This window comes from Flavobacterium sp. (assembly GCF_031537875.1).
Lineage (GTDB): Bacteria > Bacteroidota > Bacteroidia > Flavobacteriales > Flavobacteriaceae > Flavobacterium.
In genome coordinates this window covers 1-10,055 of the sequence record NZ_JAVKNB010000008.1, presented here as the reverse complement: position 1 = coordinate 10,055, position 10,055 = coordinate 1, and the positions used below count along the sequence as shown (strand labels likewise).

Below are 10,055 nucleotides of genomic sequence, written 5' to 3'. Positions count from 1 at the left end.
GTAGGTATTTTTGACAGGGCTTATGGGCAAACCATAAACGGGGCTAACAACCATAACTTTGTTTATTTTCCTGTAACGGGAGCCGATGGTAAAACCTGGTTAAACAATAACTTAGGGGCGCATTATGCTAATGTAAACCATACTAGTTATAACCCTAGCCAGCAAGCCACCAGTGCTACAGACTATAAAGCTTATGGTAGTTTATTTCAGTGGGGTAGAGGTGCCGATGGGCATGAGCTAATAAAGGATGCAGGGAACAAAACCCCACAAAACGGCACTACTACAACACTCTCTGATGGTGATACTCCTGTAGATAATTTGTATATTCTGGCCACTACTAATTCTAATGACTGGCGTAAGGGGCAAAACCCTAATTTATGGCAGGGTGTCAATGGTATTAATAATCCTTGCCCAGTGGGATATAGAGTGCCTACTAGTGCTGAACTAACCAATCTAGTAACTACAGCAGGCATTACGTCAGTTTCTACGGCAGCAGGTTCTACCTTGAAGTTTAGCATGGTAGGGTTTCGTTATTGGAATAATGGTGCGATCTACAGTACTGGTACCGAAGGTAACTACTGGACTAGTACCATAAGTGGTACTGGCGCATCAAACCGCATCTTTAATGGCAGTGGCACGTCCGGTCCTACTGGTCGCCGAGCACTTGGCTTTGCTGTTCGCTGTCTTAAAAATTAACCCTGAGCTTGCCGGAAGGGCTAGAACCCTTGGCTCTCTTTTGCTCATGACCTTGTGGCAAGAGCTTTTTACCCGCCACTTGTGCTGAGCTTAGTCGAAGTAAGCGGTCGTTTTTTTTTAATAGTTAACCCTCTGCGACTCTGTGGTAAAGAAAATACACCGCCAAGACGCAAAGAACGCAAAGTGATAATTGATAATGTACAATTGATAATTTATTAATGGATAATTTATAATTGATAATTTATAATTGATAATTTATAATGGATAATTGATAATTGATAATTTATAATGTACAATTAACCCGTTGGGTGTAATTAGTTTTTGATGATAATTTTTCGTCAGTTCGAGTGATTTTCTCCCGACGCTTCGGGAAGAAAATTGTCCTTCGTCTCCGCTCAGGATGACAGAACAAGAAAAATTTCATTAAAAACGGTTCTCGATACATTTTTTCTTCCATTTCATTACACAAAAAACACTCGAATAGACGTTTTTAATAATTACACCCAACGGGTTAACAATTAAATAAAAAACGGCTGCGTGCTCTGTGCCTCTGCGGTTAATAATGCACCGCAAAGAGCGCAAAGTTTTTAACTCAATGCCAACAACAGCAAATAAAATACTACATCCAAGGTTAAAATATATTTTTTGTCTACACAGCGAATAGTTTTTAATACAATTTTACTAGTCCTTCCTTTCCTTAGCCAAAATTAAGGGCCTTTCTTTTCAAAGTGTATGATAGAATCTCTATTACCCATATAAAAATTTCCTCAACATAAACTAATTTTAGTCTAATGCGTTAATAGAAAAAATCCTGATGCAGTCAAAAAAATGTTAGGAACCTACTTATTAGGTTGAAAATTTTTAACTCACCATTAACTAAACGATAAGAGAGCCGAGAGTAAGCTCCAATTTATCAAAATTAATTTCACTAAAATAATAGAATTACTAACTGAAACGGAGGTTTTTAAAACCCCTCTCTTTTGGGCTAAAATAGAAAACATTAATCTTGTGGCTATAAAACAAGGAGTTATTTAAGATGAAATTGAATAAAGCACAATTTACAATAATTTTATTTTTTAGCCTATTAGTTAATTGTGTTTATTCAAATTCAATTGATAGTATTATGGTGGAAGGTAAATTTTTATTTGCGAAGGGTCAGTTTGCAAGAGGAAGAGTATATCAATTCAAATCCAAAAAAACAATCAAGTCATTTAAAATTGAAACTAGTGTATTTTCTTTTAAACTCCCAGCCTCAGTTGAACTTGGAGTTTATAGAGTATTTTATGAAAGAGAATAAAGTGAATTCTATACGGATATAATAATTGACGGTAAAGAACCATTAATAAGTTTAGAATTGAAATCTCTAGTAAATGGTTCTTATCCTGATTTTATAGTATCAGTTGAAAATAAAAAATGGTACGACTATTTAAAAAATGTAAATCCAAGAGTAGAGCAATTAAATAGTTTGTTTAATTATTTAGCAAATTTCTCAAATCAAGCTGCAGGGAAAAAAATAATCAAAATTTATCAAAAAGAGAGGCGAAAATATTATGTTCTTTTCTCTGAATTTATAAGGGTTAACGATACGACTTGGCCGGGATTAATGGTTGTAAACACCCCTTATTATTTCTCTGATTTAAAGAAGAAACCTGTGATTAGAGATTTTATTAGATTGAATTTTTATTGGGAGGGTATAGATACTTCTAATCCGCAGTTAATAAATACACCTGTTTTTTGCGAGCATATTGAAAGATATTTAAACAGAATTATTGAACGTGTAAATAAACATAATTCAGGATTTAAAGAGTATGAAATTAAAAAAGCGATTGATACTGTAATAGAACGCTTCTCAGGAACTGATATAACTAAAAGATATGCAATTGAATGTCTTAAAGAATATTGTAATAAATCAGACCAAGGCGAAAGTATGTTAAATTATGTTTTTCAAAAAGAAAAGTTGATGTAAAAAATTTTTGTTGTTGTTTATTTAAAATTGAGTTGTTGTTTTGTGGGGAAACTTAAATACCGTCATTTTCTAATTACCTCTTTTGACGGGTATTTACAGCTCAATTTTAGCTAACGCTTTATTAGATTGGATAATTACATTTTTAAGATAAGGGAGTGTAATTTGGGGCTCTAATAATTTGTTAGCGAGATTGAAATCATACGGGCATTTTGCCCGTATGATTCAATCATAAAAAAACTGTTTGTTATGAAAATAATGAAATATGTTATCAAAAGTGATGGAGTTCTATTACTTTTTAGTTCTAAAATTATGCATTCAGAGGCTATAGACAAAGGGATTTCGGCTGGTTTTGCAATTATCGATTACGATGTTACAATTAACCAATTTAAAGTAAAGTGCTATGGGGGTAGTGATTCACTACAAGTTAGTTCAAGAGAGGAAGATTGTAGTATTGTTCAAAATTGTTTAAATGAGTTGTTATGATACCTCTTTTTGATTCTATTGTGATATATTTTTTTTGATTTTTTTAAAATTTAAATTTTGAGGGATAATTTAATTATGGTAAATTCTAAATACAAAATAGGAGTTGTTGATAAAAAAGGGAAGTATTTTTTTTTATTTCAGGGTTTTAGAAAAAATAAATTTGCTGTCTCAGGTCTTGAAACAGTTGTATCTATGACTTCTGAATTAATAACACAATACAATTTATTTTTTGTAGTGGTTTATGAATATAAAGACGTATTTGAATTATTACAATTGAAAGACTGCGGTATTCCAATAATTGTAGCTTCAGAAAATTTTAAAATCATTAAAAAACTGCAAATAATTGATTTTCATCATTGTATAGGTTTATCCGAAAAAATAAATATTCTTACCAGTTTGCATGATTGTATAGACGGAATCCTTAAGAAATGATGAATTATTTTGGTATTAAATTGAAACTAAAAATACTGTATTTAATAGGTCTTTTTTTGACAATCAGTGCAAATGCAGAGGTTGATAAACTTACTGCCTTTTGTAAAAAGGAACAAGTTGTTCCTCCTCCATCATCAATAAGTCCTATAAGTGTTACAACTAATTCGGTTTGTTTGAATGGCTCCCAACCCATAGTCACATTTCAGGCATCAGGGAGTACAGATTCGTTTGATTTTAGTTATTCCATAAACGGAGGAGAATTGGTAACAATTCATTCTTCCTCTAATAAAGTTACTTTGACTGTTCCTACTACTACCGCAGGGACGTATGAATATAAATTAGTTTCCTATTCAGATTCTGTTGGTGCTATTACAACAGTTAATCAATCAATATCAGTTGTGGTTAGTTCAGTTCCTGTTCCAGACACTACTATGAATGGAACAGGCAAATTTGTTTACAATGGAGCCACTGTGTTTAAGATTTGTGGCAATTCGTCTGCTGAATTTGAATTTGTAAATGCTTCTACTACAACGGATACTAATACTTCTTATACAATTGACTGGGGAGATGGCACAGTAGAAACAATTAGTAGTTGGACCTCAAAAAAACACATCTATGCTGTGGGGTATTATAATTTAGTATATTCAATTACCAATAGTGCTGGTTGTAGCGCTACTCAGACTTATAAAGTTTTTTTAGGGTCTAATCCTGCTGTAGGGTTTACGGCTGCATTAAATGCAGATATTTGTGCAGGGAGTACTTTGATTTTTCCCTTAACAGGGACTAATAATAATCCTCCTGGTACAACTTATGAGGTTAGTTTTAGTGATGGTTCAATAGAAAATTACACACAAGAAACCCTGCCTGCTACAATCTCGCATACATTTGATAAAAACTCTTGTGGCTATACTTATGTGAGTGGGTCATCGTCTATTCCAAACTCTTTTTCAGGAACGGTAAAAGCTATTAATCCATGTGGTGTTGCGGTAGTGAGTGTAGGGCCCATTTTTGTATCGTCTCCGCCTAAGGCTGAAATTACGGTTACAAAAAACAATTGTCTTAATACAATAGTTTGTATTCAAAACACCTCCAAAGGCTCAGTAGAAGTCTCTAGTGGGACTGCATCGTGTGATTCTAGCCCAGCAATAGTTTGGACGATTACTCCTAATACTGGATTTACAGTACCTGCAGGGAGTACTTTAGGGAAAGATTATGGTTCAAATACTATCGGGCTTTGGGATAAAGGTTCTGCTACCATTTGCCCTACCTTTACTGTAGCAGGAACCTATACAATTAAAATGCGAGTTGGTAATCGATGTGGTGTTTCAGAAACTACTACTACGATTAATATTGACGCACCCTTAGTTCCAAAATTCTCATTAGATAGTAATACAGGGTGTACCCCATTAATTATAACTACTTCAAATACCACTGTAAACACCAATATTTCAGAGGCACCTACTTATCAATGGGATGTTGCTTATACTGAAGTGAATTGTGGCTCATCAACACCGATCTGGGACTATGTTTCCTCAACTAATCAAAATTCATTACAACCCAAGTTTAATTTTACATCCTCAGGGATTTATAAAATTAAGTTATTTGCCATTAATTCTTGTGGTGCAGTTGGAACTACTCAGCAAGAAGTACAAGTGTTTAAAAAATCGGAAGTTAGTATAAACCCTATAGCAAGCGTATGTCAAAATAAATTGGGTGAGCCAGTACTTCTATCACCCACAGCAATAGTCAACAGCTGTACTTCAACAGGAACTCCAGTTACCTATGCTTGGAGTTTTCCCGGAGGGACCCCAGCATTGTCTACTGATGTTAATCCAAAAGTGAGTTATATGCCAGGGACTTATACGATTTCCTTGTCAGTCACTAATCAATGTGGAATAAAACAGGCCACAGATGTTACGTTTACGGTAGCGGCATTACCGAATTTAGTGATTACTAACCCATCTCCAATTTGCGCACCTACTACAGTGGATTTATACGATGAAAAGATAAAGAATGGTTCAGATGCTAATTTGGAATATTCCTATTGGGCTGATGATAAAGCTACAATACCTTTAGATAAGCCCTACCAGATAGCTATTTCAGGAACCTATTATATTAAAGCGACTCATAAAGCCAATGGTTGTTCTTTGATTCAACCAGTTACAGTAGTGGTGAATCCCATTACTGCCATTATTGGGGATTTAGAAATGTGTTTAGGAGGTTCAACCGTTCAATTGCAAACCAATCCAGTTCATGCATTAGTTGCACCTTGGACCTCGTCAGATCCTACTGTAGCAACCATTAGCAATTCTGGGCTTATAAACAGCGTGGCTGTTGGTCATACTGATATTACTTATACTGATGAGAAGGGATGCGCCTTTACCAAAACGTTTTATGTAAATACTTTAGTCAGTATTAAAAAAAATCCAGAGCCCACACAGACTATATGCGTGGGAGGAGAAATACCCCCTTTAGTGGTTGATTATAATGGAGGAGCAGGTACTCCAAAATACGAATGGTATTCCAATACCGTGTCATCTAATTCAGGTGGAACTCTTATGCCAGGCGCAACTACATTACAATTCACTCCGCCCGTATTTAATACTCCAGGGAAGTACTATTACTATGCCGTTATTAGCCTTAGTAGTAGCGGTTGTGGAACGGCAGCGACAGACCCCGCAGAAGTAATTGTTCTTGACAACATAAAGGTAACTTCGCAACCAATGGCTACTCAAACTTTGTGTAAGGATACCACTCCTACAGCTTTGCATGTTGTGGTAAGTGGTGGAGCCACTGGGGGATATTCGTATCAATGGTACAAAAACACGATACATAGTGATGTAGGTGGACGAATCCTTCCATTTGAAATTTATGATACGTATACACCTCCTACTACAAGCACAGGAGTAGTATATTATTATTGTGTAATTACTCAAATTAATAATGGTTGTAAAGTGAATTCTCAGCCTGCTAAAGTTGAAATTGTAGTACCACCAACAATTACGCTCAATCCGGTTTCTGGAGGAGTGTGTTTAGGGACTGTGGCTCAACCATTAACAGTGAGTTATACTGATGGAGCTGGTGTTCCAAGTTATCAATGGTATTCTACTACTTCTACTTTGCCACTAGTAGGGAGTCCAATTAGTGGAGCAAATGATGCGAGTTTTATACCCCAATCGGGTAGTTTAGGGACGTTTTATTATTACTGTGTTATTTCATTTACAGGAAGTGGCTGTACAGCGATTACGAGTGAAGTGGCTAAAATAATTGTAAGTACGTATCCTATAATAAGCCCAATTACAGTTTTTACGTGTAGTGGTGTACCCTTTGAAATTGCACCTCAGGACGGAACAGGAAATGTAGTTCCACCGGGAACAACGTATACTTGGGATTATCCTGTGGTAAGCGTTACTAATGCCATACAAGGAGCCGAAGCAAGAAGAACAGAGCAAAGTACTATTCAACAAAATGTAATCAATTCATCTACCACTAGTGTAGATGTTATTTATTCAGTAACGCCTAATTCAGGCGGATGTATTGGTACTAATTTTATAGTGACGGCTCAGGTAAATCCTGATATTGTAATTAATCCAATCACAACTCCTATTAAATGCTCAGGGGCGAATGACGCTTCTATTGTATTAAATATTTCGGGAGGAACGGCTCCTTATGAAACAAGTTGGAGTAATTTGGCGGGAGGGGTGTCCCAAAACAATTTATCAGCTGGTGACTATACGGTTATTGTTACGGATGCTAAAGGTTGTGCTAGAACAAGAACTATAAGCCTACCAGAGCCTCCTGTTTTTAGAATGGATGTGACGGTGAAAGAAATAAGTTGTCATGGGGCTAATAATGGAAGTATAAACTTAAATATTATTGGAGGTGAGGCTCCTTTGAAATTAATATGGTCAGACAATGCTTTGGCTGGAAAAGATAGAAATAATTTAGCACCAGGAGGATATTCAGTAGCTATATCAGATGGGACAGGCTGTATTGTCAATAAGACTTTCGTTTTACTAGATCCACAAGAATTAGTTCTTACCGCAAATACAATTAATGCATTTGATTGTACTGATGCTAATAGTGGTGCTATTAATTTATTAGTTTCGGGAGGAACTGCACCTTTTGCTTATCAATGGTCAAATGGTGTTGCTACTAAAGATTTAACAGCCCTATCCGCTGGAAATTATGGTGTTAAAGTAAGTGATAGTAGGGGATGTGTAAAAGAGACATCGTACAGCATTAATAGGCAAGAGCCTTTAGTTATAAAAGTTGATACCAATACAATTTTTAATTGCGATGCTAAATGGGTTAAACAAAAATTTATTGCTCATATTACGGGAGGAGTAGCACCCTATCAATTGCACTGGCTTAGTGGAGAAGTTAGTGGAGTTAATAATGAAATCATGACTGCTTCTCAAAATGGGATAGTGCTATTAGAAGTAATAGATGGATTAGGCTGTGAGGCTAATTATAGTATAAATGTAAAAATACCAGTAATAGGGAATACGGGTTTCAATAAGAGTTCACTAGGCCAATCAACTTATGGACTGTATGCGGTTAAAGACCCCATTCAATTTAAGAATATAGCAACAGGTGATTTTGAATCTATTGCATGGGATTTTGGAGATGGTACATCATCTACTGATTTAAATCCATTGCACACCTACTTAAAAGAGGGTATTTATGAAATAAGACAAGTAGTCAAATATGCATTTGGATGTAGTTATACGAATAGTCTATCGCTTAAAGTAGAAAAGGGATATGAAGTAATTATACCTAATGCTTTTACACCAAACAATAATGGATTCAATGACACTTTTAGACCAGTTTTTAAAGGAATTACTAAAATTAAATTGAAAATTTTCAATACTTGGGGAGGTACTGTATTTGAAGAAATCGGTTCCTCTTTAAGGGGATGGGATGGTAAATGGAATGGAAATAATGTACCTAATGGAAATTATTTTTATAAAATAACTGCTACTACTTTTTATGAAGATGAAGTGGAGTATAATGGACCATTTGTATTAATAAAATAAGTTTATGATAAGAATAATAATCATAATCATTTTTTTCTTTTTATCAACTTGTAAGACTTGTGCTCAGGATCCTTTGTTTACACAGCGCTCTCTAGTACCCGAAACTTTGAATCCTTCCTTTATAAGTGTATATGAATCAAGTAGTGCTGGCTTATTACATAGGTCACAGTGGCCTAATTTAGATTTAAAAATTGAATCTAAATATGCTTTTGTAAACATTTGGATTGAAAATAGCAATAGTGGCTTAGGAATCAGTGTGATTGACCAAAGACAGAATTTTACTAATTATGGTTTTACACAAATTGATATTAATTATGCTTATCAAGTACAGTTGACAGACGAGTGGTTTTTCCACCCTTCAATTAAAGGGGGATATGGTACTCGAGCATTTAATACAAGTGGGTTCAACTTTGAAGATCAAATAGATATTTTAAATGGTATTATACATCCAACCTCTGTTGAATCTACAGGTTTTAATTCTAAACTGGGATATTTAGATTTTTCTACGGGGATGCTTTTTAACAATGAAAATTGGTTTTTCGGAACCGCATTAAAGCATTTTAATAGGCCTGATATTTCGTATTTAACCAATGGTAATGTGCCATTAGAGATGCTTTTTACAGTTAATTTAGGATATCAATTCACTATTTCAGACTATGTTAATTTTTTCTCATTTCTCTACGATACAAAACTAAAATTGACATCAAATTATATAAAACAGGGAGGTTTTAAAGTAGTTGATTTTGAAGGGTCACTGATTTTTCCAAATTATTTTTTTGGGGTAAATACTAAATCTAATCTACAGTCTATAGATTCGGGTTTAGCTGCTACCACTTTTAGTTTATTTGGGGGACTAAATTATGAACATTTTCAATTTGGGTATTCCTATGATTTTAATGGGTTAAAAGGATTAAATACGGGAGGTGCTTATGAGTTCTCTGTTGTGTATCGATTTGATTTGTCAAAAAAGTGCTACGCCTGCCCAAATTATTAATAGAAAGAAGCGGATATTATGTTTAGATATACAAAAAAAACAAATAAGAATATTCAATGTATTGATAATGGAGGAGAGTTGAGTAAATTTTATATGATGCTTTTAAAGTATCAACAGAATCATCCTAATTTTAATTATAAGAGAATAATGTTAAAATTATATCCTCGAATTGAACTAGACTCATTAGAGATAAAAAAATAAAGAGAAGCACTCATTTAGTGAAAATAAACATCAATTAATTAGTATAGTTATGTTAAAAATCCCACATTTTATTTTATTTTTTCTAGCAGTTATGGTTGCAAAAGCACAAGAAAGAGTTATTACTACTGGAGTTCCATTTTTAATGGTCTCAGCAGATGCTAGAGCTGCGGGGATGGCAGATATTGGTATTGCCACTTCAACCGATGCCTTTTCACAACAATGGAATCCTGCTAAATACGCCTTT

The 10,055-nt window shown here is 34.6% G+C and carries 5 protein-coding genes and 2 pseudogenes; all 7 read left to right on the top strand.

All coding sequences use genetic code 11. The features are described from left to right. Window positions 1-696, top strand: a pseudogene (locus tag RMR09_RS03800) (FISUMP domain-containing protein); the annotation flags it as partial. A gap of 1,354 nt (window positions 697-2,050) precedes the next feature. Further along, the gene (locus tag RMR09_RS03795) at window positions 2,051-2,662 is read left to right on the top strand and encodes a hypothetical protein (RefSeq protein WP_310594486.1); all 612 of its coding nucleotides are present in this window, start codon (window positions 2,051-2,053) and stop codon (window positions 2,660-2,662) included. 246 nt (window positions 2,663-2,908) lie between these two features. Continuing rightward, entirely contained in the window at window positions 2,909-3,145 is a 237-nt protein-coding gene (locus RMR09_RS03790) for a hypothetical protein (RefSeq protein WP_310594485.1), read from the top strand. Between the two features lie 75 nt (window positions 3,146-3,220). After that, window positions 3,221-3,577: a hypothetical protein gene (locus RMR09_RS03785; RefSeq protein ID WP_310594484.1), complete on the top strand. Its 357-nt coding sequence runs from the start codon at window positions 3,221-3,223 to the stop codon at window positions 3,575-3,577. Between the two features lie 56 nt (window positions 3,578-3,633). Continuing rightward, entirely contained in the window at window positions 3,634-8,616 is a 4,983-nt protein-coding gene (locus tag RMR09_RS03780) for a PKD domain-containing protein (RefSeq protein ID WP_310594483.1), read from the top strand. Between the two features lie 4 nt (window positions 8,617-8,620). Further along, on the top strand, window positions 8,621-9,610 hold the full coding sequence (locus RMR09_RS03775; RefSeq protein WP_310594482.1) for a PorP/SprF family type IX secretion system membrane protein: 990 nt from the start codon (window positions 8,621-8,623) through the stop codon (window positions 9,608-9,610). A gap of 250 nt (window positions 9,611-9,860) precedes the next feature. Next, a pseudogene (locus RMR09_RS03770) lies at window positions 9,861-10,055 on the top strand (hypothetical protein); the annotation flags it as partial.

What these genes read in the sequence shown, in the direction of transcription:
- RMR09_RS03785 (WP_310594484.1), top strand. Translation starts at nt 3,221, where the DNA reads ATGGTAAATTCTAAATACAAAATAGGAGTTGTTGATAAAAAAGGGAAG.
- RMR09_RS03790 (WP_310594485.1), top strand. Translation starts at nt 2,909, where the DNA reads ATGAAAATAATGAAATATGTTATCAAAAGTGATGGAGTTCTATTACTT.
- RMR09_RS03775 (WP_310594482.1), top strand. Translation starts at nt 8,621, where the DNA reads ATGATAAGAATAATAATCATAATCATTTTTTTCTTTTTATCAACTTGT.